Origin of the sequence: Neisseria lactamica (genome assembly GCF_901482445.1) — a bacterium.
Taxonomy (GTDB): domain Bacteria; phylum Pseudomonadota; class Gammaproteobacteria; order Burkholderiales; family Neisseriaceae; genus Neisseria; species Neisseria lactamica.
Genome location: NZ_LR590477.1, coordinates 304,586 through 328,398, shown reverse-complemented (window position 1 = coordinate 328,398; position 23,813 = coordinate 304,586). Strand labels below are relative to the sequence as shown.

The window sequence follows — 23,813 nt, the reverse complement described above, 5'->3', positions numbered from 1 at the left end:
ACCGATGCCGTCTGAACCTTCAGACGGCATTTTTGATGCACTTGCCGTTTACAGGCGCAGGACAGGCGTGGAAATACCCGAACCGTCATTCCCGCGCAGGCGGGAATCTAGACCTGTCCGCACAGAAACTTATCGGATAAAAACAGTTGCCCAAACCCCGCGTTCTAGATTCCCACTTTCGTGGGAATGACGGTTCAGTTGCGTAGGGTCGGATTGTCGAAAGGGGTGGATTCGATGGATTCGATGGATTCGATGAAAACGGTAGAAATGTTGGATTGATGGAAATGGCGGACTGAAGCCCACCCTACAGCCCCACCCTACAATACGCCTTGCGAATCTGCCCTACGCCCGCCCTTGTATGTCTCAAATGGGTTAAACTACATACTTCCCGACTTCCCGTTTCGGGCAGGGGTGCAGGTCCGATCTATATTTCAATAAAACAAGGAAACTTTATGCAGCACGAAGAAGGCAACCGCCAACGCCCTCAAGGCGAACTGCTCCTGCGTACCGTCGCTATGCCGCGCGATACCAATCCCAACCAAGATATTTTCGGCGGCTGGATTATGTCGCAGATGGATTTGGGCGGCGGCATATTGGCGGCGGAAATCGCGCGGGGACGCATCGTTACCGTCGCCGTTCAGGAAATGAACTTCATCCGCCCGGTCAAGGTCGGCAACGTCGTCTGCTGCTACGGGCATTGCGTCCGCGTGGGCAATACTTCCCTCCAGCTTAAAGTGGAAGTCTGGGTGAAAACTTTGATGAACGATTGCGTTACCGAAGACCGCCACCTCGTAACCGAAGCCGTGTTCACTTATGTCGCCATCGATGCGGAAGGCAATCCGCGCCCGATACCGAAAGAAGGCAACCCCAAATTGGCGGGCTTATTGCCTACTCCGTAAAAATACCCGTAAAAATGCCGTCTGAAACTGTCTTCAGACGGCATTCCGCATCATTTGAACCAGGACCTGATGCGGGAAAACAGCGACATACTCTGTTTTTCAAAGTCTTCCCGCACTTCCGGCACGGCTGTTTTTATGACCTTCATTCCTGCAAAAGTCTGCGCCACGGGCATAATTTCAATCGTGTTCACATTCATATGCGCCGGCCGGCGGTACAGCCACAATGCGGTTTCCGCAATATCTTCGGGGCGGATAAATTCCACACCCTCATACACGCCCGCCGCCCTCTCGTCATCGCCTTTGAAGCGCACGTTGGAAAACTCCGTATTGCCGCACAAACCCGGCTCGATATTGGTAATGCGGATGTTCTTATCCGCCAGCTCTGCGCGCAAATTCAGGCTGAACTGGCGGACAAACGCCTTGGTCGCCCCGTAAACGTTGCTGCCGGCATAAGCATAATTACCCGCAATCGAACCCAAATTCATCACATAACCGCCGCCCCGAGCCACCATATTCGGCAAAATCTTGCGCGTTAGAAACGTCAAACCCAAAACATTGGTTTGAATCATTGTTTCCCAATCTTCAAAATCCGCCTTGTCCGCCGTGTCCAAACCCAAAGCCAGCCCGGCATTGTTGATGAGGCAGTCGATGTCGGAAAATTCATCGGGGATGCCGTTTAAGGCGTTTTCCACCGACTCGCGGCGCGACACGTCCATTTCCAAAGGGTAAAACAAAGCACCCAATTCATCCGCCAAGGCCTGAAGCCTGTCCGCGCGGCGCGCCGCACCGATAACGCGGTATCCCGCCCCGACAAACGCACGGCACATCGCTTCGCCGAATCCTGCCGAAGCACCGGTAATTAAAACAGCCATTGTTTTTCCTTTCTTTCTCGTTTCCCAAACCTGTTTCAGGTATCATAACGCCTTTCAGACGGCATCGCGCCGGCTGAAAATGACAACAACCATACCACCACGACAGGACACATTCAATATGTTTCAACACACAGGACGACACATAAAGCGTCGCCCTATGTGCCGTCCTGATTCGGAAGGGATTGCACCCTTCCCAAATAAAATCTGATTCTACCGCCCCGAAGGACGGATGTCCAAGTGGGCGGGGTTTCAACCGAAAAGGAAACACGATGAACATTCAAACCCGCCTTGCCGCAACCGCCCTCGCCCTATTCCTTTCCGCCTGCGGAAACGGCGGCGCGCCCGCACAGCCCAAAGGCGAAATTTCCGAAAACCGCACCGCCGCGTTCAAATCTATGATGCCCGACTTCTCGCGTATGGGCAAAATGGTCAAAGGCGAAGAGCCTTACGATGTCGAAAAATTCAAACAGGCTGCCGCGGCGTTTGCCGAAAGCAGCAAGAAACCGTTCACACTTTTTGAGTCCGATCCGCAAGGCAACGGCCGCGCCCTGCCAGCCGTTTGGTCGGATGGTGCAAAATTTGAAGCCGAAAAAACAAAATTCGCCGCCGCCGTCGAAAAACTCAACGCCGCTGCCCAAACCGGCAAACTGGATGAAATCAAAGCCGCCTACGGCGAAACCGGCGCAAGCTGCAAATCCTGCCACGACAGCTTCCGCGCGCCGGAATAACATCCGAAACAGAACAATGCCGTCTGAAGCCTTCAGACGGCATTTTCTTTGTCATTTCAGCACGCGCAAAGCAATCAGAAATTATCGTCAATCCAAATGAAAAAACGCTATCCTTATTTTTACCCCACGCACTCCGCCATTTTCTATTTTGATTTGCTATGCGATTAATCTTTATCGTCAAATGTCAAAATCGGGATGCCGGATTGGGTAAACAGGGCATACACCGGCTTGAGCCAATAATCTTCCGGAAGGGAAGCCGGTTTCAATGCATAAACGTGCACATTGGGAAAATCCTTCATCGTCAACGCCGCGCCGCTGAAAAAGGTATAAATTTCATACCTCGTATGCGGGTTTTTCTTAATCTCGCGCAAAATATAGTCTTCGATGACATAGGGCGAATTTAATGTGGTTACGCCGGAAAGCTCGTAGGTTTGGCGGGGATGCGGTGCGACATATTGTATGTTGAAATCTTTTGCCGCCTTTTCCGAAATTTCCTTCATCTCTTTGTCGGGCGAACCCAAAAGTATCCGCACCGTGCCGCCCGTTTCATCCCCCGCCTTCAGTTCGGACGCATCGAACAGCGGCAGGTAAGTCATCTTGCGGCGGCCGTCGTCCATAATGTTTTTCAAACCCTTGAATATCGTGTAATGCTCGTCGGAAGCATTACGGGTTTTGGCGATGCTCCAATCTCCGATCATCATTCGGGCAAAATTCCGCTTGATCGTCCCGTTTACAGAAAACTCATCGCCCAAATAGCTGCTCTCCTGTATCAGGTTGTTTGTCCCGTCGTCAAAGGTTTTGATTTCCGCATCCGGGTAAGTGCTCAAAAAGGCGGCGATGCTGACTTTTTCCAAACTCGCCAAATAAATCCGCTTGACCTTCGGCAGCAGCATCGACTTCACCTTCAGCTCCGCCATCGTCGGAATGAAATTAAACGATTTGTTCAACCCGTAGGGCAGGTAGAAAAAATACGCCCGCTCCGCCTTATCCTTTATCTGATTAAAATAATAATCGTATTTTTCATTCCTGTTTTCAGACATCAGCACCACATAAAACCGCTCGCCCGGATGCTGCGCCATAATCCTTTCCGCCACCTTCATCTGCAATATGGTATAGCAGAAAATCAGATTGACCGGCTCCCCCTCTTCATTGAAGAGTTTCTCCTTCAGCAGGGAAACCGCATTCCTTTCCCCCTGATTTACCCGGTCAAATGTATAAAATATCCCGAAACAAAAAACAATCAGGCACAACACGGTCAAACAAGCCTTTTTCAAGCCCATATCCCTAAAACTCCATTCCGACAAATTAAACATACGCCCCGAGTGTCCCGGGGCGGAAAAATGCGGAATTTTAGCAGATATTCCGACAGTTACCGAATATTATAGTGGTTTAAATTTAAATCAGGACAAGGCAACGAAGCCGCAGACAGTACAGATAGTACGACAAGGCGAGGCAACGCTGTACTGGTTTAAATTTAAACCACTATAAAATCAATTTCACCGAAAATATGCCGCCGCACATCAGGCACAGCACCTCCGACACCGCCGCCAAACGCGGGAAAACCATTTCCCCCTTCCTTTCACGCTGCCGCGTTCAAACACGCCAAGATCGAACAAAGCGCGAACAAAGCCGCCAAAATATGCCATAATAGCCGCGCACATTCCCCGCGCAATGTGTTCCAAAAGAAAAAACCAACCTACAAGAGAATAATCCTATGACTCAAAAATCCACCATTGTTTATACCCATACCGACGAAGCCCCCGCGCTGGCGACCCAATCGCTGCTGCCGATTGTGCAGGCGTTTGCCCGCCACGCCGATATTGATGTCAAAACTGCCGACATTTCCCTGTCCGGCCGTATTTTGGCGGCATTCCCCGAATATCTGACCGAAGCGCAGCGCGTACCCGACGCGCTTGCCGAATTGGGCGAACTGGTGAAACAGCCCGATGCAAACGTAATCAAACTGCCGAACATCAGCGCATCCGTACCTCAACTGACCGCCGCGATTAAAGAATTGCAGTCTAAAGGCTTTGCCGTCCCCGATTATCCTGCCGACCCTCAAACCGATGAAGAAAAAGCCGTGCGCGAACGCTACGACCGCATCAAAGGCAGCGCGGTAAACCCTGTCCTGCGCGAAGGCAACTCCGACCGCCGCGCCCCCAAAGCAGTGAAAAACTTTGCGAAAAAAAATCCGCACAGCATGGGCGCGTGGGCGAAAGACTCCAAAACCCACGTCGCCACCATGCAAAGCGGCGACTTTTTCCATAACGAACAATCCGTTACCGTACCTGAAGCGACTTCCGTATCCATCGTGTTCACCGACAAACAAGGCAACAAAAAAGAGCTGCGCGCGCCTGTTGCCCTGAAAGCCGGCGAAATCATCGACGCGACCGTGATGAGCAAAAAAGCCCTGCTCGCCTTCCTTGCCGAACAAGTGAAAGACGCGAAAGCTAAAGGCGTATTGTTCTCGCTGCATATGAAAGCCACGATGATGAAAGTGTCCGACCCGATTATCTTCGGACACGCCGTCAAAGTGTTCTTCGCGCCTGTCTTTGAAAAATTCGGCGACAAACTGGCTGCCGCAGGTGTCAACGTCAACAACGGCTTCGGCAACCTGCTTACCAATCTGGACAAACTGGATGCGGACACCCGCGCCGCCGTCGAAGCTGAAATCGCTGCCGTTTACGCCGCCAACCCTGATTTGGCGATGGTTGATTCCGACAAAGGCATTACCAACCTGCACGTTCCCAGCGATGTCATCGTTGATGCTTCTATGCCTGCGATGATTCGTAACTCCGGCCGTATGTGGGACAAAAACGGCAAAGCGCAAGACACCAAAGCCGTCATTCCTGACAGCAGCTATGCCGGTGTTTACCAAGCAACCATCGATTTCTGCCGCGAACACGGCGCATTCGATCCGACAACAATGGGTACTGTGCCCAACGTCGGTCTGATGGCGCAAGCGGCGGAAGAATACGGCTCACACAACAAAACCTTTGAAATCGAAGCCGACGGCAAAGTCCAAGTCATTGATTCGTCAGGAAAAATCCTGATGCAGCACGACGTTGAAGCCGGCGACATCTGGCGTATGTGCCAAACCAAAGACGCTCCGGTTAAAGACTGGGTGCAACTTGCCGTCAACCGCGCCCGCCTGAGCAACACGCCAGCCGTATTCTGGCTCGACGAAAACCGTCCGCACGACAAAAGCCTGCTTGCCAAAGTCAAAGCCTACCTTGCCGAACTGGATACTGACGGCCTCGACATCCGCGTCCTCGCGCCCGAAGAAGCCGCCAAGTTCAGCTTGGGTCGTCTGAAAAACGGCGAAGACACCATTTCTGTAACCGGCAACGTCCTGCGCGATTATCTGACCGACCTGTTCCCGATTTTGGAACTCGGCACCAGCGCGAAAATGCTGTCTATCGTTCCATTGATGAATGGCGGCGGTATGTTTGAAACCGGCGCGGGCGGTTCTGCACCGAAACATGTTCAACAATTCCTCGAAGAAAACCACCTGCGTTGGGACTCTTTGGGTGAATTTCTCGCGCTTGCCGTATCGTTTGAACATCTGGCGCAAAAAACCGGAAACGCCAAAGCCCAAGTCCTCGCCGACACTTTGGATGCTGCTACCGAAAAACTGTTGTTGAACGACAAATCGCCCAAACGCAAAGCGGGCGAACTCGACAACCGCGGCAGCCATTTCTACCTTACCCTCTACTGGGCGCAAGAATTGGCAGCGCAAGACAAAGACGCGGAATTGAAAGCGGCTTTTGCGCCGTTAGCCAAATCGTTGGCGGAAAACGAAGCCAAAATCGTTGAAGAACTCTCCGCCGTACAAGGCAAAGCGGCCGACATCGGCGGCTACTACGCCGCCAATCCCGAAAAAGCCGCACAAGCGATGCGTCCGAGCGCGACCTTTAATCAGGCACTAAACGCCTTATAAGCACAAAGGCAAAAATGCCGTCTGAACATTTGTCGTTCAGACGGCATTAGTTATCCCTATCTGCCTGATTATAATTAAACGCCGCACCCATTGGATATAAATCATATAATCTTCAGTTTTGACCCTACGGAAAGACAATAATATGAAAGCTGTTCCAACCATCCTGATTAGCATCCTTTTGGCAACCGCCCTTCCCGCATCCGCACACGGTATGCATAAGAGCAAACCCCTGACTATGGACGAACTGCCGCCGATTTGCCAACAATATTTCAAACGCGCCGAAACCTGTTACAACAAAGCTGGAAACAAGGCAGATTTCGCACGCAACAACACCAAATTCCTATTCCAAGCCCTGCCTGCCGCCGATTTGGGCCAGCGCAAGCAAATGTGCCAAATCGCTATGGATTCGTTTGCAGAAAAAACCCGCAATCTGAATTGCGAATAAAGCCGCATCAGCAATAGCAATGCCGTCTGAAACAATGATTTCAGACGGCATTCTCACATCAAAACGCACCGGCTTGATAAAATCCGCCTTCCCCGCATCCCTGACCCGAACAGGATTAAACGAAGTAACGGCTTTAACCATTATGGCAAGTTCCCATTCTCAAAAATTACCATATAAATTACCATAAAAACCGTAATCAAAGCATCTGCCGATTGCGGTTCGTTGCAGGGCGTTACGGAAAATCATAGTAATCCAATGATTCTTTTATGGTAATTGTGCAGATTCGCGCAAAAAAGAACTGCCCTGATTCAGGGCGGTTTTGTTTTGTGGCGGAAACGGTGGGATTCGAACCCACGGAGGATTTGCACCCTCAGCGGATTTCGAGTCCGCTGCATTCAGCCTCTCTGCCACGTTTCCGATAATGAAGTAAAACCAAATAAAAATGCCGATGCTTTATGCTACTTCATTTTTATTTGGTTTTTGACCTCAAGGATTGGCGGAAGCGGTGAGATTCGAACTCACGGAGGGCTATCAACCCTCGACGGTTTTCAAGACCGTTGCATTAAACCGCTCTGCCACGCTTCCGTCTTCTTAAAGATTAGGAATAATAATGAAGTTTATACATTTTGCCAAGCACTTTTTTCGGAAAATACTTAATTTATTGTTTTCACTTTATTTGTTCCGAACGCATAAAAACCCATTCGCTTTCATTGGAAGCCGCGTCATTGAATGCGTAGCCTTCGTAATTAAAATTTTTCAGCATTTCAGGGTCGGTAATATTGTGTTCTGCCGCATAGCGCACCATCAATCCGCGTGCGCGCTTGGCATAGAAACTGATGATTTTATATTTACCGTTTTTCTCATCTTTAAATATCGGTGTAATCAGCCGCGCCCGAAGTTTTTTTACATTGACAGACTTGAAATATTCCTGTGAGGCAAGGTTGACAAGCGTATTGCTGCCTGCTTGGGCAAGCGTGTCATTTAAAAGGTTGGTAATGATGTCGCCCCAAAACTCATACAAATTCTTACCGCGCAAATTGGCAAATGCCGTCCCCATTTCCAAACGGTAGGGCTGCATCAGATCCAGTGGGCGCAGAAGACCGTACAGACCGGACAGCAGGCGGACATGGTTTTGCAGATAGCGTATCTGTCCAATATCCAATGTGTTTGCATCCATACCTTCGTAAACATCGCCGTTGAACATAAAGACTGCCTGTTTGGCGTTTTCCGGCGTAAACGGCGTGTGCCATTCTGCATTGCGCTGCGCGTTTAAGAGGGCGATTTTGTCGGAAACGTGCATCAGTTCGGCAATCTGTTGCGGCGCAAGCTCGCGCAACTGCTGCATTAGCATTTCGGATTCTGCCAGCAGGTCGGGTTGGGTAAACTCGCTGACAGGGGCAGGGTCTTTTTCGTTAAGGTTTTTCGCAGGGGAAAGGACAAAAAACATAATCTGCTCGGTATGGTGTCAAACATCGGAATTTTAGATTTAAAAGCATCCTCAGGCAAGCCGATTAATTGTGATGCAAATACCGTAATGGCAAACACAATTTAATGACAGAGATTTTTACAAAACCGCCAAATTTCAAAATTCAAAAATAATTAATTGAAATCTCAGTAATTTATTTTCAGTAACTATCTAAAATAAGGTATTGCAAAGGTTTCGATAATAAAAAATGCCGTCAGGAAAGTCCGAACGGCATTTTTTATTCTTTACCGATATAGGGAAACAATGGTTTCCGCAGCTTTGGCACAAGTTGCGACATCGGCAACCAAAGCAATCCGCACATAACCTTCCCCGGGATTGCCCTGTTCGGTATCCCGTGCCAAAAAACGTCCGGGCAATACTTGGATAGCGGCTTTTTGCCATAAATTGCGTGCAAATGCCAAATCGTCGCCATCGGGGACTTTCAACCAGATGTAAAACGAGGCATCCGGTAATTTAACGTCAAATACCTGTTGCAAAATGGGAATAACGCGCTCAAATTTTTCCTGATACATACGGCGGTTGTCGATAACGTGCTGTTCGTCATCCCAAGCGGCAATACTTGCGCGCTGCACGGGAATGCTCATTGCACTGCCGTGATAGGTTCTGTAAAGCAGAAAGTTTTTAAGCAGTTCGGCATCGCCGGCGACAAAACCGGAACGCAGGCCCGGAACATTGGAACGCTTGGACAAACTGGTGAACATAAGCAGTTTTTGCCTGCTTCGACCCAACTGTGCAGCGGCTTGCAGGCAGCCTAAAGGTTTGTTGCCGTCGAAATAGATTTCGGAATAGCATTCATCCGAGGCAATAATGAAACCATATTTATCCTGTAAATCAAAAACTTCTTTCCAGCCGTCCAAATCCAGCACGCTGCCGCTGGGGTTGTTGGGCGAGCAGACGAACACCAGTTTGGTGCGTTTCCAAACCTCTTCGGAAATACTGCGCCAATCGGGGTTGAAAGACGGCGCGGGACAATTGGCAAAATGGATTTCCCCGCCGCCCAAAAGTGTCGCACCTTCATAAATCTGATAAAAGGGATTCGGGCTGACGATTACGGGTTTGAGGCCGTCTGAAACAGGGTTCAACACGGTTTGGACAAAAGAAAACAACGCCTCCCTACTGCCTAAAACCGGCAGAATTTCATTATCCGCATCCACTGTCAAACCATCGTAACGGCGTTTTAACCAGTTCGCACACGCCTGACGCAGTTCAGGCAAACCGGCCGTCAGCGGATATTTTTCCAACTCGTGCAATGAGGCGGTCAGCGCATCCGTAATGACTTTCGGTGTCGGGTGTTTGGGCTCGCCGATGTGAAGGGGGACGGCTTCCAGACCTTCGGGCGCGGAAATGCCCTGCATCGCTTCACGCAGTCGGGCAAAGGGATAGGGTTTGAGTTGGTTGAGTAAGGTATTCATAATGTTCTCCGATTACCGGCATATTGGGAAGATATGCCGTCTGAACCTGACGGCACCCATCAGACGGCATTTTATATTCAATGCAAACCCGTACTGCCGAAGCCGCCCTCACCCCGACTGCTTCCGACAAACTCCTCAACACGTTTGAAACGCGCCTGCACGATTGGAACGATAACCATCTGCGCGATACGCTCAAACGGCTTGACGGCAAACGGTTCGCTGCCCCTGTTCCACAACGACACCTTCAATTCCCCTTGATAATCGGAGTCAATCAAACCGACCAAATTGCCCAAAACGATACCGTGTTTATGCCCCAAACCGGAACGGGGCAGCAAAACGGCGGCATATGAAGGATCGGCCAAATAAATTGCCAAACCGGTCGGCACAAGCAACGTTTCGCCCGGCTGCAAAACGACTTCCTCATCCAAACAGGCGCGCAAGTCCAAACCGGCAGAACCCGCCGTCGCATAGGCAGGGGCAAAATCCGCCATTCTCTCGTCCAACACTTTCATTTCTACTTCAATATTCATCGTCTTGCTCCTGCATACGGCCGGTTTCAAAGATGGGAGATTATACACAAGCCGTGTTTACGCTGAAACACGGCAAATCGGTTTTGTTTTGAAATCCGTTGCCAATGTATAATACCCGCCCTTCCGGTTATGAAGACGAACATTATGCACACACCTTCCCCGCATAACGAATTTATACGCGGCATCAAAGAAAGTTCGCCTATGCTGATTGGGCTGCTGCCTTGGGCATTGATACTCGGTATGCAGGGCGGGCAAAAAGGTATGACTTGGCTGGAAATGCTGCTGATGACCGGTATGAATTTTGCCGGAGGCTCCGAATTTGCCACGGTCGACCTGTGGGCGGAACCTCTGCCGATACTGCTTATCGCCACCGTAACCTTTATGATTAATTCGCGGCATATCCTGATGGGGGCGGCGCTTGCCCCACACCTGAAAGGAATACCGCTGAAAAAAGCCGTACCCGCACTGTTTTTTATGTGTGATGAAAGCTGGGCGATGGCATTCTCCGAAATCCAAAAACGGAAAGCAGCCGGTTTGCCCGCGTTCAATATGCCTTTTTATATGGGCGTATGCTTTATCCTCTACATTACCTGGATAGGGTTTGCCGCCCTCGGCGCGGCAGTAGGGCCAGTTTTCGGCAATGTGGCCGCTTGGGGATTCGGTATGGCGTTCCCTGCCGTATTTCTGGTTTTATTGAGAGGGATGTGGAAAGGTTTTTCCGCATCAAGACCATGGTTTGTCAGCCTGATTATTGCATCCGCCGTTTACCTGACCGTTGACGGCGCGTGGTATGTTCCTGCCGGCGCACTGTCCGGTCTGTTATCGGCTTATCTCTGGGGAGAACAAAAATGAAAGGTTTATTGTCGCTCCAATCATTCCTGTTGTTTGCCTCTATGCTTGCCGTTACCTACTCTACCCGGTTGATCGGCTTTTTCGCACTGCGTAACCGAACCTTAAGCCGCCGTGCCCAAACCATTATGGAAGCCGCGCCGGGCTGCGTCCTGATTTCCGTCATTGCCCCCTATTTCGTATCCGACAAGCCGCACGAACTTATCGCCATCGCGTTAACCGCCTTGGCAGCCTGCCGCTTTTCTATGTTGCCTACCGTATTGATAGGGGTCGGCTCGTCAGGCATCTTGGGATGGTTGATGACATAATTCATTTCAAAATGTCCGTAAAAAATGCCGTCTGAACATTGATTTTCAGACGGCATTGGCAAAACAGCCCTATTTTTTACGATTAGAGAAAGCTTCACAGCCGGCATCCGCGGACAAAGTCTCCGAATAGGCTCGGGCAGAAGCGGCATCACGGCATTTGTATCCGTCGCCCACGCTGTTCATCCATACCGACAAGGTATAACCCGTCCCCGCCTTCGGAACGCCGACCAACCTGTATGCCCTTGATTTTGCCGCATCGACAAATTCCCCCGAAACACTATATTTTTCAGCAATTTTCGGGTTCATCCGATAAGCCGGCGCAAACTTCTTCAGTTCCGTTTCAAGGTTTTGATTACTTTCCCCAGGATTTTTCAAAATAATCTGTTTGAAAGCATTGTTGATACTGACCATCTCCGTATAAAGCTGGGACTGATAGCCTTTTTCAATATAACTTTGATAAGAAGGTATGGCAATGACGCTGATGATGCCGAGTATCGCGACGACTATCATTACCTCAACCAATGTAAACCCTTTTTGCTCCATTTTATTGCTCATCATTATTGCTTACATAAGATTGTAGGACGACCACGGTATTGGCATTCTTACCCCAAGCCTTGGCAGTAACCCTATAAATATTTTGGTTATTCTTCACACCCAAATATTCGATAATATAACGCGGCATTTTGCTGACGCTTCCCGTACCTTTCCCATATACCATCCCTTTATTGTCAATACACAGGTTGGTAGAATTTGCAGGGCAAAAACGCTTCACGGCTTCAACGGTAGGCTTGCCTTGCACCACGATATTGTCAAAAGCCTCTTCATTATCATTATTTGTCCGCACATTCACTGCGGTACACAGGCCGTTTTCACAGTTTTCGCTAAATGTAACCTTACTGTCCGTAGTATATTCCAAATCCAAAACCTGAAATTCGCCGTCCCGCAAAGCCGCCTCGGCTAAAGACAAAGCCAATTTCCTGTCTGATTCGTTGGCACTGATCCTCTGCTCGGTATTGTAAGACTGCGCGGCAGTTACAACCAAAAAGGCCACGACGATCATCACCATCAGCACGATAAACAGTGCAAACCCTTTCTGTCCGTCAGAAGTCGGGATTCCCGTCAAAGTGTTCTGTTTGCGCATACATTTCCCCCGCGTATTGTCGCATCGATACGGTAAGCATAAATATTATTGTCTGAAGAAGCGGCAATCTTGGCATCAGTACCGCTATTCAATAAAACCTCCACCCCGGCAGGCGTAACAGCACCTTTGGAGCTGTCGAATTTATCCGTATATTTGAATTTTTCCTCTTTGCCGGCATCTTCATCTTCAGGACAGTCGGAAACATAGATATACCGCACATTCATATGGGTAATTTTTTTCACGAGCAACTGAGGATTACCCCATCCGCCATTAGTATTCAATTGGAAGCGGAACAAACCTTCCTCATCGGCAATCTTGCCGACCGCATAGGCATTGACCTCATGCCTTTGACGCGCAATATTGCCATTTTGCCTGTTATCCGTATCCGGAATCTTCAATTCTTTTTTTACATTTTCTAAAGTAAGGATTTGCTTGCCCGGTTTCGATATTGCGGCACAGCTGCTGACGACGGTAGTCGCGGCGCTTGCATTAGCATCATCGATACCGTATTGGAAAATCAATGCCTTACCGGACTGGGTAAAACCCGGATATCCGATATTTGAAGATTCCGCTATGGGAATAAGTTTATCTATACCGTTCCTTTTTAAGGAAAAAGGAGAATTTTGTTGCGTCGTATCGAAAATAACATCAGTTGCAGGATGCTCGGACATATTGAAACAACCGAAGCCGCCCGCCATTCTCGCATCGCGGACAATCAATGTTGCCGCATTCCGCAAATCCTGTTGCGCGGCAAGACGCTCGTTTGCCGCATCATTTAATTTCCGGGACGTAAAGTAACTCGATCCGACCGCCATCAGGACAATCATACTGAGCAGACCTGCAACCAGAAATTCAACAATGGTAAAACCCTTCATACCATCATAACTGCCTTTTGGTACGTTTAGCATTTTACGTTTCATTCCCGACCTCCGACCCTTGCCTGATAGGTATATACGATATTGTCGCCGTTCGCCTCAAGATTCGTACGGGCAATATCCGAATCCCCTGCCGAATCATTTACCCACAATACTTTAATTAAAGTATCTCCGTTTGCCTTATTGTCGCAATTTGAAGAAAAAACACCGCTGTCGGACAATGTCGGCGCATTACCCGACGAATCTTTGCAGACGGCGTAATGAATAGCTGCCGCATCCGGCAAGGCATTTTTCAATTCATAACCGAACCTGTCCAACTGAGCTTTTGCCAAATCCTTCTTGGTTTTCAAATTATTAGGCGTGAAATCGCCGTCGGAGGAAGAAGGGGCGTACGACCCTGTGTAAAGATTATAGTTTTTCTTGTTGCTGTCCGAATCAATGGTCGGATTCATCAACATCCCTTCCATCAGGTTTTGCGTGATTTGGCTGACGATGGTTTGCGTTTCCGCTTCCCTGACGGAAGCGACTGTCCGCAACTGCACGGACAGCAATGCCAAAATACCGATGGTCAGAACGAGCATAGCAACCAAAACTTCTATCAGCGCCATACCGGACTGGGGATTTTTCAGGCGGAAGCAATCATTATTCTTCATTTTTTTATTTCCCAAACCGACTAAAACAGTCATTGATGTTGGCATACGGCGCGCGTATCGTTTCTAGGACAAACCTCAACCCTGCCGCTGCCGTCAATCAAAACCACTGCCGAACGGAATTTCTTTTCATCGGCAGAAACCGCCTTCGCATCTGTCAACACGATTTGGATATAACCGTCAGAGTAAACAAATCTGGAAGTGCGCGTGAGATTCTGATCGGACGAATAGCCGAATGCCCCGTTTTGGTTGAAAGTCCAAACAACACGGTCGGCAGTCGGCTGTGTCTGACCGAAAGCGATATGGTTGAAGGCATAATTAATCCGGCTGTCGTCGGCATCATTCAACACCACGCTGCGGAGAAAAACATCCGCAGCATCGCCGTCATATGCCTTATTGCCGTTTTTGTCGCCGAAAGCCAACATTCCCTGCCCCTTCTTACTGAAGTCGCATTGGTTGTTGACCGTACCGTCTTTTTTAACTTGAACAGGACAGATATAGACAGGGAGATTGAGCCGGACGGCTTCGCCCCTGGAGAAACGCAAAAGGTTGGCAACCTGCTCCGCGTGACTGGCGATACGGCGGGATGCAATCCACCGGCTCATACTGGGGAGGGCTATCATCGCCATAATGGCTGCGATGACCATCACGATGAGCAGCTCTATTAGCGTGAAACCTTGTTGTTTTCGTGTACACATAAGCAATAGGACGTTAACTGTAATGTATTTTTCAATTATCTGCGGGCAGGATGGAAGGCATCCGGACCGCTTTTATTTTTAGGAAAACCGCATAGGCGATTCTAAACGATTTTGCCCATTTTTGCCTAATAATTTTTTATTTTATTATGCCGTTCGGCCTTCCGCCGCCGATTCCGGGATATAGGCGGCATTTCCGAATTTGGTAAACTGCCCCATCCAAGTCAGGATGACTTTTCCGACCGGGCCGTTGCGGTGTTTGCCGATGATGCATTCCGCAAAACCCTTCATCTCCGATTCTTGGTTATAGTATTCGTCGCGGTACATAAACATAATCAGGTCGGCATCCTGCTCGATTGCGCCCGACTCCCTCAAGTCGGACATCATCGGGCGTTTGTCGGTGCGCTGTTCGACAGTGCGGCTCAATTGCGACAGGGCAATGATGGGGACTTGCAACTCTTTTGCCAGGGCTTTGAGGGAGCGGGAAATTTCGCCCAGCTCGGAAGCGCGGTTGTCCGAACGCCCCGATCCCGCCATCAGTTGCAGGTAGTCGATGACGATCAAGCCTAATCTGCCGTCAAACCGGCGGGCGAGGCGGCGGGCGCGGGCGCGCAGCTCGAGGGCGGCAAGATTCGGGGTTTCGTCAATAAACATAGGCGCGTCGGAAAGTTTGACGACCGCTTCGTTCAAACGCCCCCAATGTTCGTCTTCCAACCTGCCTGTTTTCAGGACGCTCTGATCCAAGCGTCCGACCGAACCGAGCATACGCATGACCAATTGCGCCCCGCCCATTTCCATCGAGAAAACGGCGACGGGCAAATGTTTTTCAATGGCGACATACTCGGCAATATTGATGGAGAAGGCGGTTTTACCCATAGACGGGCGGCCGGCGACAATAATCAAATCTCCCGGCTGCAGACCCGAGGTTTTTTTATCGAGGTCGGCAAACCCTGTCGGCACGCCGGTTACTTCGTCAGGATTGTCGCGCGAATAAAGCATATCGATGCGCTGTACGACTTCTTTCAGCAAATCGGGCATCTCCAAAAAGCCCTGTTTGGATTTGGATGTGCTTTCGGCGATTTGGAACACTTTGTTTTCCGCCTCGTCCAAAAGCTGCCCCGCGTCCCTGCCTTGCGGATTGTAGGCGCTGCGTGCGATTTCCGTTCCCACTTCGGCGAGTTGGCGCATAATGGAACGCTCGCGCACGATTTCGGCATAACGCCGGATGTTGGCGGCAGACGGGGTGTTTTGCGCCAGGGAAATCAGATATTCGAATCCGCCTGCCGCTTCTAATTCTTCGTTCCGCTGCAAATCTTCCTGAACCGTAATCACATCGGCAGGACGGCTCTCATTAATCAGTTTGGCAACAGATCGGAAAATCAGGCGGTGTTCGTGGCGGTAGAAATCCTCTCCCGAAACCACATCGGCAATCCTGTCCCAAGCCGGATTTTCCAGCAACAGCCCGCCCAAAACGGATTGTTCCGCCTCCATTGAGTGCGGCGGAAGCGACAATGGGCTGATCTCACGGTCTTCAGACGGCATAGCCGCGTAATCGTTCATGATGGTGCATCCTATCTATTGTGCCGAAATTGCAATCTTCTATTATAGCGTAAAGCAGGTTCAATTGGTTTCCGCACCGCAAAACAGGTAGAATACGCAAGCTGCAGGGTTATTTGCAGCAACACTGCCAAAATACAACATTTAAAACAATATTAGGAGCACAAAATGGAACATAAGCTGCCGCAACTGCCTTATGAGCCGGACGCATTGTCCCCGCATCTGAGCAAAGAGACTTTGGAATTCCACTACGGCAAACACCATCAAACCTACATCACCAATCTGAACAATCAAATCAAAGGTACGAAATTTGAAAACCTGCCTCTGGAAGAGATTGTGAAAAAATCTTCGGGCGGCGTGTTCAACAACGCTGCGCAAACTTGGAATCACACCTTCTACTGGCTGGGTTTCACGCCCAAAGGTCAAGGCAAACCTTCCGGCGAACTGGCCGCCGCCATCGACGCGAAATGGGGCAGCTTCGAGAAATTCCAAGAAGCGTTCAATGCCTGCGCGGCCGGTACTTTCGGCTCCGGTTGGGCGTGGCTGGTAAAAACCCCTGCCGGCGGATTGGATTTGGTTTCCACTTCCAACGCGGTAACTCCGCTGACCACTGAAAACACTCCGCTGCTGACCTGCGACGTGTGGGAACACGCCTATTACATCGACTACCGCAACAGCCGTCCCAACTACCTGAAAGGTTTTTGGGAAATCGTCAACTGGGACGAAGTCGCCAAACGCTTCGCCGCATAAGCCGCAAACCGGCAAAATGCCGTCTGAACACATTTCAGACGGCATTTTTTACGGGAAATCCGAATCAATGTCCGCAAGCGCAAGCGTCGCCGTGGTACCCGCAACCTTTAGCCGCTTCGAGCCACGCGTCGTCATCGCCGTCAAACTCTTCCACTTCGTCAAACTCGCCGCGCTCGACCATGGCGCACAATTCTTCAAGGCTTTCCGCCCCCTCTACCCAAAAACACGGAATATCGGGAGGCGTATCCGGCGCAAGCAATGCCGCCAAACCTTGATGCCACGCAATCCAATAACCGTTTGCCGTTTGGACGAACTGCGCGTCCCGATGCACCGATTCTCCTTCCGTGCCGACGAGCATACGCTCCGCAATACTTTCCTGAAAAGATAAAATCTGCATAAGTGTTCCTTTATATGATGGTTTTCCGTCAAAACAAGGCGTTATTTTAAAACATCGAGCCCGCTTGAGAAACTGCCAACCGCTTTATAACAAATTCGTCTTTGCACCAAACTTTCCATTCTTTCCGTTTTTCGGACGGCATCGTTAAAGTAGCCCTTCCTTTTCCTTATTTTCAGCATTGTTTTATGTTACTGCTCAAAACGCCCGGCGTACTGCCCGGCTTCAAAATCAGCCTCGGTCTGACCGTATTGTGCCTGTCGCTTCTGGTGGTTTTGCCGTTTGCGATGATGACGGCGAAGGCGGCGGAAATCGGCTGGGGCGGCTTTTGGAACACAATTACCGAGCCGAACGTGTTGGCAGCGGTGTGGCTGAGTTTGCGGATGTCGTTTTATGCGATGCTGACCAATATCGTGTTCGGCACGCTGGTGGCGTGGGTGTTGGTGCGCTATGAATTCCCGGGCAAGGGTCTGGTGAACGCGCTGGTCGATTTGCCGTTTGCGCTGCCGACGGCGGTTACCGGTATCGCGTTGGCAACCCTGTATGCGCCAAACGGTTGGATAGGCCGTTTTTTCGAGCCTTTGGGCATCAAAATCGCATTTACGCCCGTCGGCATTTGGATTTCGCTGGTCGTCGTCAGCCTGCCCTTTATCATCCGCGCCGTGCAGCCGGTATTGGAAGAATTATCGGGCGAATATGAGGAAGCGGCGGCGACTTTGGGTGCAAACCGCTTTACGACGTTCCGCCGCGTGCTGCTGCCGGAAATCACGCCGGCACTCTTGACCGGCGCGGGAATGATGTTCGCGCGGGCAACGGGGGAATACGGCTCGGTGATTTTTATCGCGGGCAATATTCCGATGGTTTCCGAAATCTTGCCGCTGATTATTACGGGCAAGTTGGAACAGTTCGACGTACAGGGCGCGTCGGCAGTAGCGTTGTTTATGCTGATGATTTCGTTTGTCATCCTGTTTGCGCTGAACGTGATGCAGTGGGCGTTGGGCAGGCGTTCGGGCGCGAAGGGTTGATAGACCGTCTGAAAAACGTAGGTCGGATTCTTAAATCTGATGTTTTGACACCTGGAACTGAAACACCGGAACACCGGATATTTTGTCGGATTCAAGAATCCGACCTGCCTTCTAAAAAGGTCGTCTGAAAACCTGAACTACGCTGTTGCCGTCATTCCCGCGCAGGCGGGAATCCGCCACAAGGCAACAGGAAAACAGAAAATCAATAAGGCAGCCGAAATTCACTAATGGATTCCCGCCTGCGCGGGAATGACGGCAGCTAGACTTTTTTATTTCTCTTTTAACATAAAAGATAAAAGGTCGTCTGAAAACGAATCCGCTCCCCAAAACACAGTTTTTCAGACGACCTCCAAACATTTTCAAACCAACCGGGGAACACCACCGCTATGAAACCCTATTCCGCCAATCCCAACCTGACCGAACCGCGTTGGCTGCGCGTGTTGCTGATTACCGCCGCCTTGGGCTTTCTGCTGCTGATGCTGGTCGTGCCGCTCGTCGCCGTGTTTTACGAAGCCTTAAAAGGCGGTTGGGATTTGTACCTGAAATCCTTAAGCGATTCCGAAGCATGGTCTGCCATCAAATTGACGCTGATTACCGCGCTGATTGTCGTCCCCGTCAATGCCGTCTTGGGCGTGGCGATGGCGTGGCTGCTGACCCGTTTTGATTTTCGCGGCAAGCAGTTGCTGACCACCCTGCTCGATTTGCCGTTTTCCGTATCGCCCGTGGTTGCCGGTTTGATGTTCGTCTTATTGTTCGGCGCGCACACGGCATTGGGCGGCCGGCTCGAAGCGCAAGGCATACAGATTATTTTCGCCATCCCCGGCATTGTTTTGGCGACGCTGTTCGTTACCTTCCCCTTTGTCGCGCGCGAAATCATCCCGCTGATGCAGGCGCAGGGCGACAGCGAAGAACAGGCCGCCATGATACTCGGCGCAAGCGGCTGGCAGATGTTTTGGCGCGTTACCCTGCCCAACATCAAATGGGCGTTACTCTACGGCATCATCCTTACCAACGCCCGCGCGATGGGCGAATTCGGCGCGGTCAGCGTGGTATCGGGACATATACGCGGCGAAACCAACACCATTCCGCTTTTGGTCGAAATCTTCTACAACGAATACAATTTCACCGGCGCATTCGCCCTCTCCGGCGTATTGGCACTTTTGGCACTGGCGACGCTGGCGGTGCAAAACATCATCACCAAATTACAAGATAAAAAACTCGCCGCCGCCGAAAGGAACGCAGCATGAGCATCACCATCCAAAACTTAAACAAACACTTCGGCAATTTTCATGTGCTGAAAAACATCAACCTCAACGTCCCCACCGGCAAACTCGTTTCCCTGCTCGGCCCGTCCGGCTGCGGCAAAACCACACTTTTACGCATTATCGCCGGACTGGAAAACGCCGACGGCGGCAAGATTCTGTTTGACGGGCAGGACGTAACCGCCAAACACGTCCGCGAACGCAAAGTCGGTTTCGTGTTCCAACACTACGCCCTCTTCCGCCACATGAACGTGTTTGACAACGTCGCTTTCGGTTTGACCGTATTGCCCAAGTCCGAACGCCCGTCCAAAGGACAAATCCGCGCCAAAGTCGAAGAATTGCTGAAACTCGTACAACTCTCGCATTTGGCAAAATCCTATCCGCACCAACTCTCCGGCGGGCAACGCCAGCGCATCGCCCTCGCCCGCGCGCTTGCGGTCGAACCGAAACTCCTGCTTTTGGACGAACCCTTCGGCGCGCTGGATGCCAAAGTACGCAAAGAATTACGCACCTGGTTGCGCGACATCCATCACAACCTAGGCGTAACCAGCATTCTGGTTACGCACGACCAAGAAGAAGCCCTCGAAGTTTCCGACGAAATCGTCGTGATGAACCACGGCAAAATCGAACAAACCGGCAGTGCCGAAGCCATTTACCGCAAACCCGAAAACGCCTTCGTTACCGAGTTCCTCGGCGAAACCGACGCTTTTGAAGGCAGAATCGAAAAAGGCTTCTGGCATTACAACGGTTTCGCGTGGAAATTGGACGCGCAATACAAATGGCAGGAGCAAACCGCCACCGGCTATATCCGTCCGCACGAATGGCAGATCGCCGCCGAACACGAAACCCCGATGATTTGTGCCGAAATCGAAAAAATCCACGCCGTCGGCGCATTGACGCACGTTTTGGTGAAACACGGCAAACAGGACGTGCATATCACGCTGGCTGGCAGCGATGCCGCGCGCTACCCAATCGCCGAAGGAAAAGAATTGAAGCTGATTCCGAAACAGATTTATGTCTTTTCTCAAAACGAGCTGATCGAATATTCGATTTAACCTTGAAAGCACAATGCCGTCTGAAAGGCTTTCAGACGGCATTGTGTATTACCCATTAAGCAAGAAACAGCTTGTACGCGGCATTTTGCGTTTCCTCGTGATAGCTGTATCCCAGACTTTCCAAGAAACCGTCAAATGCGGCGGCATCGTGCGGCGGCACGTCGATACCGACCAAAATCCGCCCGTAATCCGCACCGTGGTTGCGGTAATGGAAGAGCGTAATATTCCACCCTCCCTGCATATGGTTCAAAAAGCGTGCCAACGCCCCCGGACGCTCCGGAAACTCAAAACTGACCAGCCGCTCGTTTGCCACTTTGTCCGTCCGCCCTCCGACCATATAGCGGATATGGATTTTGGCAATCTCATTGTTGGTCAAATCGACATTGGGCAATCCCGCCTCATCCAACCGGCTGCCGATAACCGCCAAATCCTGCGGGCCTGCCGCTTGAAGTCCGACAAAAATATGCGCTTTTTCATCGTCCCCGTAGCGGTAGTTGAACTCGGTAATATTCCTATTTCCCAATATATTGACAAACTTAAGGAAGCTGCCGCGTTCTTCGGGAATGGTTACGGCAAAAATGCCTTCGTTGCCCTCGCCCAATTCGCTCCGTTCCGAAACGTGGCGCAAACGGTGAAAATTCATATTCGCACCGCTGGTAACGGCAATCAGGGTCTGCCCCTTGATGCCGCCGCGTGCGATATAAGCCTTCAGTCCCGCCAATGCCAACGCGCCGGCCGGCTCGGTAATGCTGCGCATATCATCGAAAATATCCTTGACCGCACCGCAAACCGCATCGGTATCGACTGTAATGATTTCATCCAAAAGTTCTTTGCAGAGGCGGAAGGTTTCGTTTCCGACGACTTTGACCGCCGTGCCGTCTGAAAACAGCCCGACATCTTTCAAATGGACGATTTCTCCCGCTTCGACCGACTGCTTCATACAGCAGGAATCGTTGGTCTGTACGCCGATAACTTTGATTTCGGGACGAACCTGCTTGATAAATGCCGCCACGCCCGCCGCCAAACCGCCTCCCCCTATCGGGACGAATACGGCGTGAATATCATCCGGATGCTGGCTGACAATTTCCATCCCCACCGTCCCCTGCCCCGCAATCACATCGGGATCGTCAAACGGTGCGATATAGGTCAGCCCTTCTTTTTCCGCCAACTCCATCGCATAATCGTAGGCATCGTTGTATGAAACACCGCGCAAAACCACCTCGCCGCCACGGCTTTTGACCGCATCCACTTTGATTTTCGGCGTAGTCTCCGGCATAACGATAACGGCACGGCAGCCCAAACGCTGTGCGGACAACGCCACGCCTTGTGCATGGTTGCCCGCGCTTGCCGCAATCACGCCGCAGGCAAGCGCATCTTTCGGCAACTTGGACATTTTGTTATACGCGCCGCGTATTTTGAACGAAAAAACCGGCTGCAAATCTTCGCGTTTCAGCAAAACATTGTTTTCCGAACGTGCAGAAAGGCTGCGTGCCGGTTCCAAAGGCGTTTCCACCGCCACATCATAAACAGATGCCGTCAGGATGCGGATAAGGTAATCGGAATAAGGAAGGGGCGTGTTCATAATTCAATATGGGATAATCGGTTTGTTAAAATCACAAAACCCGAAACCATACGCCTAAGACAGCCCGAAAGCAAGAAAAATCCGCCCGCACGCCCATCCCGGGCGTATAATCGGCAAACTGAAGCGATTATACGGTTAACACCTTTCATGACTGCACATAAAGCCCTGTCAATCTTAATCCCCATCATTTTAGCCGCCTCTCCCGCACCCGCCGCCCTTTCTTCAAACAGGCTGCCGGTACGCGCGGCATCCTCCCCTCAAACGCCGGAAACCCTTGCTGCGGCACACGTCGTCATCGACCTCCAAAGCAGACAGACCCTATCCGCCAAAAACATCGATGCCCCCGCAGAACCTGCTGCACTGGCGCAATTAATGACCGCCTATCTGGTTTTCAAAAATTTGAAATCGGGAAATATCCGCCCTGAAGAAACCTTAAAAATACGCGAATCGGCGTGGAAATCGGAAGGCAGCAGAATGTTTGTCCGGCCCGGCGGCAGCGTTAGAACCGACACGCTCTTAAAAGGTATGATTGTCCTGTCCGCAAACGATGCCGCCCTAACCCTTGCCGGCAGGCTGGGCAACGGTTCGATAGAAAACTTCGTCAAACAGATGAATGAAGAAGCCCGACGCTTGGGTATGAAGAACACTTTATTCAGAAATCCGACCGGTTTGAGCCAAGAAAGACAAGTTTCCACCGCCCGCGACCTCGCCCTCCTTGCCGAAGCATTGATGCGCGACTTTCCGGAATATTACCCGCTGTTTTCCATCAAATCGTTCAAGTTTGAAAACATAGAACAAAACAACCGCAATATCCTTTTATATAGGGACAACAATGTAAACGGTCTGAAAGCCGGCCATACGGAAAGCGGCGGCTACAACCTTGCCGTGTCATACTCCGGCAACGGCAGGCACATCCTTGTCATCACATTGGGTTCGGAATCGGCGGAAACACGCGCATCGGACAACAGCAAGCTGCTGAACCGGGCATTGCAGGCCTTCGATACGCCCAAAATATATCCGAAAGGCAAAACCGTTGCCCAAATCCAAATTTCCGGAGGCAGCAAAAAAACCGTCCGCGCAGGCTTCCTCAAAGAAGTCTACATCACTCTGCCACATAAGGAAGCGAAAACAGCCGAACAAATTTTGGAAACCATACAGCCGATTCCCGCCCCGGTAAAAAAAGGGCAGATTTTAGGAAAAATCAAAATCAGACAAAACGGATACACCCTTGCCGAAAAAGAAATCGCCGCGCTGGAAAATGTAGAAAAAAGAAGCCGGTGGCAAAGGCTTTGGACGCGTCTGACAGGGCAATAGCCTTCCATATTCCCATTTCCGAGATAAGGGAATCAAAAGGTCGT

At 50.7% G+C, this 23,813-nt stretch carries 27 protein-coding genes and 2 tRNA genes; 14 read left to right on the top strand and 15 right to left on the bottom strand.

Features of this window, described 5'->3' with window-relative positions:
• Window positions 1-4: 4 nt before the first annotated feature.
• Together FGL10_RS11930 and yciA are read left to right on the top strand one after the other, a co-directional pair.
• Window positions 5-190 (top strand): hypothetical protein, encoded by a 186-nt coding sequence (locus FGL10_RS11930; protein ID WP_003707475.1) that lies wholly within the window; start codon window positions 5-7, stop codon window positions 188-190.
• Between the two features lie 262 nt (window positions 191-452).
• Entirely contained in the window at window positions 453-899 is a 447-nt protein-coding gene (gene yciA / locus FGL10_RS01890) for an acyl-CoA thioester hydrolase YciA (protein WP_002213811.1), read from the top strand.
• A 50-nt stretch (window positions 900-949) separates the two neighbouring features.
• Here the strand turns inward: yciA and FGL10_RS01885 are convergent, their stop codons facing one another.
• The gene (locus FGL10_RS01885) at window positions 950-1,771 is read right to left on the bottom strand and encodes an SDR family oxidoreductase (RefSeq protein WP_002213812.1); all 822 of its coding nucleotides are present in this window, start codon (window positions 1,769-1,771) and stop codon (window positions 950-952) included.
• Window positions 1,772-2,040: 269 nt separating this feature from the next.
• Here FGL10_RS01885 and FGL10_RS01880 point away from each other — a divergent pair, with 269 nt between their 5' ends.
• On the top strand, window positions 2,041-2,499 hold the full coding sequence (locus FGL10_RS01880; protein WP_002213814.1) for a c-type cytochrome: 459 nt from the start codon (window positions 2,041-2,043) through the stop codon (window positions 2,497-2,499).
• A gap of 164 nt (window positions 2,500-2,663) precedes the next feature.
• Here the strand turns inward: FGL10_RS01880 and lst are convergent, their stop codons facing one another.
• Entirely contained in the window at window positions 2,664-3,779 is a 1,116-nt protein-coding gene (lst, locus tag FGL10_RS01875) for an N-acetyllactosaminide alpha-2,3-sialyltransferase (RefSeq protein WP_025455648.1), read from the bottom strand.
• 227 nt (window positions 3,780-4,006) lie between these two features.
• Here lst and FGL10_RS01870 point away from each other — a divergent pair, with 227 nt between their 5' ends.
• The 4 genes from FGL10_RS01870 to FGL10_RS11925 all read left to right on the top strand — a co-directional run bounded on the left by FGL10_RS01870 (window position 4,007) and on the right by FGL10_RS11925 (window position 7,071).
• Window positions 4,007-4,147 carry a hypothetical protein gene (locus tag FGL10_RS01870; RefSeq protein WP_003707468.1) on the top strand — a complete coding sequence of 47 codons (141 nt, stop codon included), beginning with the start codon at window positions 4,007-4,009 and terminating at the stop codon, window positions 4,145-4,147.
• A 66-nt stretch (window positions 4,148-4,213) separates the two neighbouring features.
• Window positions 4,214-6,439, top strand: coding sequence for an NADP-dependent isocitrate dehydrogenase (locus tag FGL10_RS01865; protein WP_003707467.1), 2,226 nt, complete (start codon window positions 4,214-4,216; stop codon window positions 6,437-6,439).
• A gap of 142 nt (window positions 6,440-6,581) precedes the next feature.
• On the top strand, window positions 6,582-6,884 hold the full coding sequence (locus FGL10_RS01860; protein WP_003707465.1) for a hypothetical protein: 303 nt from the start codon (window positions 6,582-6,584) through the stop codon (window positions 6,882-6,884).
• A 19-nt stretch (window positions 6,885-6,903) separates the two neighbouring features.
• Window positions 6,904-7,071 (top strand): hypothetical protein, encoded by a 168-nt coding sequence (locus FGL10_RS11925; RefSeq protein ID WP_003707463.1) that lies wholly within the window; start codon window positions 6,904-6,906, stop codon window positions 7,069-7,071.
• A 140-nt stretch (window positions 7,072-7,211) separates the two neighbouring features.
• Here the strand turns inward: FGL10_RS11925 and FGL10_RS01850 are convergent.
• The 5 genes from FGL10_RS01850 to dut all read right to left on the bottom strand — a co-directional run bounded on the left by FGL10_RS01850 (window position 7,212) and on the right by dut (window position 10,312).
• Window positions 7,212-7,301 (bottom strand) — tRNA-Ser (locus FGL10_RS01850).
• 77 nt (window positions 7,302-7,378) lie between these two features.
• Window positions 7,379-7,469 (bottom strand) — tRNA-Ser (locus FGL10_RS01845).
• Window positions 7,470-7,551: 82 nt separating this feature from the next.
• Window positions 7,552-8,331 (bottom strand): peroxide stress protein YaaA, encoded by a 780-nt coding sequence (gene yaaA, locus FGL10_RS01840; RefSeq protein WP_003707461.1) that lies wholly within the window; start codon window positions 8,329-8,331, stop codon window positions 7,552-7,554.
• A 263-nt stretch (window positions 8,332-8,594) separates the two neighbouring features.
• Window positions 8,595-9,782: a succinyldiaminopimelate transaminase gene (dapC, locus tag FGL10_RS01835; RefSeq protein WP_003707459.1), complete on the bottom strand. Its 1,188-nt coding sequence runs from the start codon at window positions 9,780-9,782 to the stop codon at window positions 8,595-8,597.
• Between the two features lie 77 nt (window positions 9,783-9,859).
• Window positions 9,860-10,312: a dUTP diphosphatase gene (gene dut / locus FGL10_RS01830; RefSeq protein ID WP_003707457.1), complete on the bottom strand. Its 453-nt coding sequence runs from the start codon at window positions 10,310-10,312 to the stop codon at window positions 9,860-9,862.
• Between the two features lie 141 nt (window positions 10,313-10,453).
• On the opposite strand from dut, the gene FGL10_RS01825 reads away from it, so the two are divergent.
• Together FGL10_RS01825 and FGL10_RS01820 are read left to right on the top strand one after the other, a co-directional pair.
• The gene (locus FGL10_RS01825) at window positions 10,454-11,164 is read left to right on the top strand and encodes an AzlC family ABC transporter permease (protein WP_036469214.1); all 711 of its coding nucleotides are present in this window, start codon (window positions 10,454-10,456) and stop codon (window positions 11,162-11,164) included.
• Window positions 11,161-11,469 carry a branched-chain amino acid transport AzlD family protein gene (locus FGL10_RS01820; protein WP_003707454.1) on the top strand — a complete coding sequence of 103 codons (309 nt, stop codon included), beginning with the start codon at window positions 11,161-11,163 and terminating at the stop codon, window positions 11,467-11,469. The genes FGL10_RS01825 and FGL10_RS01820 overlap by 4 nt, the downstream gene beginning before the upstream one ends.
• 69 nt (window positions 11,470-11,538) lie before the next feature.
• Here FGL10_RS01820 and FGL10_RS01815 read toward each other — a convergent pair whose 3' ends face one another.
• From FGL10_RS01815 to dnaB, 6 genes are all read right to left on the bottom strand, one after another.
• On the bottom strand, window positions 11,539-12,012 hold the full coding sequence (locus FGL10_RS01815) for a PilX family type IV pilin (RefSeq protein WP_025457170.1): 474 nt from the start codon (window positions 12,010-12,012) through the stop codon (window positions 11,539-11,541).
• Window position 12,013: 1 nt separating this feature from the next.
• Window positions 12,014-12,610: a pilus assembly PilX family protein gene (locus tag FGL10_RS01810; RefSeq protein WP_003707450.1), complete on the bottom strand. Its 597-nt coding sequence runs from the start codon at window positions 12,608-12,610 to the stop codon at window positions 12,014-12,016.
• Window positions 12,589-13,530 carry a PilW family protein gene (locus FGL10_RS01805; RefSeq protein WP_003707448.1) on the bottom strand — a complete coding sequence of 314 codons (942 nt, stop codon included), beginning with the start codon at window positions 13,528-13,530 and terminating at the stop codon, window positions 12,589-12,591. Before FGL10_RS01805 ends, FGL10_RS01810 begins: the two co-directional genes overlap by 22 nt.
• The gene (pilV, locus tag FGL10_RS01800) at window positions 13,527-14,138 is read right to left on the bottom strand and encodes a type IV pilus modification protein PilV (protein WP_036469211.1); all 612 of its coding nucleotides are present in this window, start codon (window positions 14,136-14,138) and stop codon (window positions 13,527-13,529) included. Before pilV ends, FGL10_RS01805 begins: the two co-directional genes overlap by 4 nt.
• Before the next feature lie 29 nt (window positions 14,139-14,167).
• The gene (locus tag FGL10_RS01795; RefSeq protein ID WP_003707444.1) at window positions 14,168-14,833 is read right to left on the bottom strand and encodes a GspH/FimT family pseudopilin; all 666 of its coding nucleotides are present in this window, start codon (window positions 14,831-14,833) and stop codon (window positions 14,168-14,170) included.
• Window positions 14,834-14,977: 144 nt separating this feature from the next.
• Window positions 14,978-16,390, bottom strand: a complete 1,413-nt coding sequence (gene dnaB / locus FGL10_RS01790) for a replicative DNA helicase (RefSeq protein WP_003707443.1) — start codon at window positions 16,388-16,390, stop codon at window positions 14,978-14,980.
• A 165-nt stretch (window positions 16,391-16,555) separates the two neighbouring features.
• Here dnaB and FGL10_RS01780 point away from each other — a divergent pair, with 165 nt between their 5' ends.
• Window positions 16,556-17,137 (top strand): superoxide dismutase, encoded by a 582-nt coding sequence (locus FGL10_RS01780; protein ID WP_003707439.1) that lies wholly within the window; start codon window positions 16,556-16,558, stop codon window positions 17,135-17,137.
• 64 nt (window positions 17,138-17,201) lie between these two features.
• Here the strand turns inward: FGL10_RS01780 and FGL10_RS01775 are convergent, their stop codons facing one another.
• Window positions 17,202-17,534 carry a hypothetical protein gene (locus tag FGL10_RS01775; RefSeq protein ID WP_003707437.1) on the bottom strand — a complete coding sequence of 111 codons (333 nt, stop codon included), beginning with the start codon at window positions 17,532-17,534 and terminating at the stop codon, window positions 17,202-17,204.
• A 185-nt stretch (window positions 17,535-17,719) separates the two neighbouring features.
• Here FGL10_RS01775 and cysT point away from each other — a divergent pair, with 185 nt between their 5' ends.
• The 3 genes from cysT to FGL10_RS01760 all read left to right on the top strand — a co-directional run bounded on the left by cysT (window position 17,720) and on the right by FGL10_RS01760 (window position 20,873).
• Window positions 17,720-18,556, top strand: a complete 837-nt coding sequence (gene cysT, locus FGL10_RS01770) for a sulfate ABC transporter permease subunit CysT (protein WP_003707433.1) — start codon at window positions 17,720-17,722, stop codon at window positions 18,554-18,556.
• A gap of 386 nt (window positions 18,557-18,942) precedes the next feature.
• A complete protein-coding gene (gene cysW, locus FGL10_RS01765; protein ID WP_003707429.1) occupies window positions 18,943-19,803 on the top strand; it encodes a sulfate ABC transporter permease subunit CysW in 861 nt (286 codons plus the stop codon).
• Entirely contained in the window at window positions 19,800-20,873 is a 1,074-nt protein-coding gene (locus FGL10_RS01760) for a sulfate/molybdate ABC transporter ATP-binding protein (RefSeq protein ID WP_003707427.1), read from the top strand. The genes cysW and FGL10_RS01760 overlap by 4 nt, the downstream gene beginning before the upstream one ends.
• Before the next feature lie 55 nt (window positions 20,874-20,928).
• Here the strand turns inward: FGL10_RS01760 and ilvA are convergent, their stop codons facing one another.
• The gene (gene ilvA, locus FGL10_RS01755) at window positions 20,929-22,455 is read right to left on the bottom strand and encodes a threonine ammonia-lyase, biosynthetic (protein WP_003707425.1); all 1,527 of its coding nucleotides are present in this window, start codon (window positions 22,453-22,455) and stop codon (window positions 20,929-20,931) included.
• A gap of 147 nt (window positions 22,456-22,602) precedes the next feature.
• Between ilvA and FGL10_RS01745 the strand changes: the two genes are divergently transcribed.
• Window positions 22,603-23,769: a D-alanyl-D-alanine carboxypeptidase family protein gene (locus FGL10_RS01745; protein ID WP_003707424.1), complete on the top strand. Its 1,167-nt coding sequence runs from the start codon at window positions 22,603-22,605 to the stop codon at window positions 23,767-23,769.
• Window positions 23,770-23,813 lie beyond the last annotated feature (44 nt).

What these genes read in the sequence shown, in the direction of transcription:
- FGL10_RS11930 (WP_003707475.1), top strand. Translation starts at nt 5, where the DNA reads ATGCCGTCTGAACCTTCAGACGGCATTTTTGATGCACTTGCCGTTTAC.
- yciA (WP_002213811.1), top strand. Translation starts at nt 453, where the DNA reads ATGCAGCACGAAGAAGGCAACCGCCAACGCCCTCAAGGCGAACTGCTC.
- FGL10_RS01885 (WP_002213812.1), bottom strand. Translation starts at nt 1,771, where the DNA reads ATGGCTGTTTTAATTACCGGTGCTTCGGCAGGATTCGGCGAAGCGATG.
- FGL10_RS01880 (WP_002213814.1), top strand. Translation starts at nt 2,041, where the DNA reads ATGAACATTCAAACCCGCCTTGCCGCAACCGCCCTCGCCCTATTCCTT.
- lst (WP_025455648.1), bottom strand. Translation starts at nt 3,779, where the DNA reads ATGGGCTTGAAAAAGGCTTGTTTGACCGTGTTGTGCCTGATTGTTTTT.
- FGL10_RS01870 (WP_003707468.1), top strand. Translation starts at nt 4,007, where the DNA reads ATGCCGCCGCACATCAGGCACAGCACCTCCGACACCGCCGCCAAACGC.
- FGL10_RS01865 (WP_003707467.1), top strand. Translation starts at nt 4,214, where the DNA reads ATGACTCAAAAATCCACCATTGTTTATACCCATACCGACGAAGCCCCC.
- FGL10_RS01860 (WP_003707465.1), top strand. Translation starts at nt 6,582, where the DNA reads ATGAAAGCTGTTCCAACCATCCTGATTAGCATCCTTTTGGCAACCGCC.
- FGL10_RS11925 (WP_003707463.1), top strand. Translation starts at nt 6,904, where the DNA reads ATGCCGTCTGAAACAATGATTTCAGACGGCATTCTCACATCAAAACGC.
- yaaA (WP_003707461.1), bottom strand. Translation starts at nt 8,331, where the DNA reads ATGTTTTTTGTCCTTTCCCCTGCGAAAAACCTTAACGAAAAAGACCCT.
- dapC (WP_003707459.1), bottom strand. Translation starts at nt 9,782, where the DNA reads ATGAATACCTTACTCAACCAACTCAAACCCTATCCCTTTGCCCGACTG.
- dut (WP_003707457.1), bottom strand. Translation starts at nt 10,312, where the DNA reads ATGAATATTGAAGTAGAAATGAAAGTGTTGGACGAGAGAATGGCGGAT.
- FGL10_RS01820 (WP_003707454.1), top strand. Translation starts at nt 11,161, where the DNA reads ATGAAAGGTTTATTGTCGCTCCAATCATTCCTGTTGTTTGCCTCTATG.
- FGL10_RS01815 (WP_025457170.1), bottom strand. Translation starts at nt 12,012, where the DNA reads ATGGAGCAAAAAGGGTTTACATTGGTTGAGGTAATGATAGTCGTCGCG.
- FGL10_RS01810 (WP_003707450.1), bottom strand. Translation starts at nt 12,610, where the DNA reads ATGCGCAAACAGAACACTTTGACGGGAATCCCGACTTCTGACGGACAG.
- FGL10_RS01805 (WP_003707448.1), bottom strand. Translation starts at nt 13,530, where the DNA reads ATGAAACGTAAAATGCTAAACGTACCAAAAGGCAGTTATGATGGTATG.
- pilV (WP_036469211.1), bottom strand. Translation starts at nt 14,138, where the DNA reads ATGAAGAATAATGATTGCTTCCGCCTGAAAAATCCCCAGTCCGGTATG.
- FGL10_RS01795 (WP_003707444.1), bottom strand. Translation starts at nt 14,833, where the DNA reads ATGTGTACACGAAAACAACAAGGTTTCACGCTAATAGAGCTGCTCATC.
- dnaB (WP_003707443.1), bottom strand. Translation starts at nt 16,390, where the DNA reads ATGAACGATTACGCGGCTATGCCGTCTGAAGACCGTGAGATCAGCCCA.
- FGL10_RS01780 (WP_003707439.1), top strand. Translation starts at nt 16,556, where the DNA reads ATGGAACATAAGCTGCCGCAACTGCCTTATGAGCCGGACGCATTGTCC.
- FGL10_RS01775 (WP_003707437.1), bottom strand. Translation starts at nt 17,534, where the DNA reads ATGCAGATTTTATCTTTTCAGGAAAGTATTGCGGAGCGTATGCTCGTC.
- cysT (WP_003707433.1), top strand. Translation starts at nt 17,720, where the DNA reads ATGTTACTGCTCAAAACGCCCGGCGTACTGCCCGGCTTCAAAATCAGC.
- cysW (WP_003707429.1), top strand. Translation starts at nt 18,943, where the DNA reads ATGAAACCCTATTCCGCCAATCCCAACCTGACCGAACCGCGTTGGCTG.
- FGL10_RS01760 (WP_003707427.1), top strand. Translation starts at nt 19,800, where the DNA reads ATGAGCATCACCATCCAAAACTTAAACAAACACTTCGGCAATTTTCAT.
- ilvA (WP_003707425.1), bottom strand. Translation starts at nt 22,455, where the DNA reads ATGAACACGCCCCTTCCTTATTCCGATTACCTTATCCGCATCCTGACG.
- FGL10_RS01745 (WP_003707424.1), top strand. Translation starts at nt 22,603, where the DNA reads ATGACTGCACATAAAGCCCTGTCAATCTTAATCCCCATCATTTTAGCC.